Origin of the sequence: Chryseobacterium sp. SIMBA_029 (assembly GCF_046535275.1) — a bacterium.
Lineage (GTDB): Bacteria > Bacteroidota > Bacteroidia > Flavobacteriales > Weeksellaceae > Chryseobacterium.
The window spans coordinates 1-345 of sequence record NZ_JAWRXA010000114.1 but is presented as its reverse complement, the minus strand read 5'-3'; the positions used below and the strand labels follow the sequence as shown (position 1 = coordinate 345).

The window sequence follows — 345 nt, the reverse complement described above, 5'->3', positions numbered from 1 at the left end:
ATGGTTGGCCGCTTTTACCAATGAACACCTTCCGGAAGGACCTGTCAATTCATTGATTTCCAACGGAATTGTTCCGGGGATCGGAGGGATTGTTGTATTCGCACCACAAATCGGAATTTTATTATATTTCCTATACTTATTGGAGGATTCAGGATACATGGCAAGGGTGGTTTTCCTTATGGATAGACTTCTTCGCCCATTCGGACTTAATGGGAAAAGTATAGTGCCTCTTGTTTCAGGAACAGCTTGTGCAATTCCAGCAGTTATTTCAACAAGGAATATTGAAAATGTTAAAGAAAGATTACTAACGATATTGGTAACACCATTTATGACCTGCTCAGCGAG

Annotated in this window: 1 protein-coding gene; it reads left to right on the top strand. The window is 40.6% G+C overall.

Annotated elements, in window-relative coordinates:
- A partial coding sequence (locus SB679_RS23445) for a nucleoside recognition domain-containing protein (RefSeq protein WP_410704680.1) occupies positions 1-345 on the top strand: 345 nt, incomplete at both ends.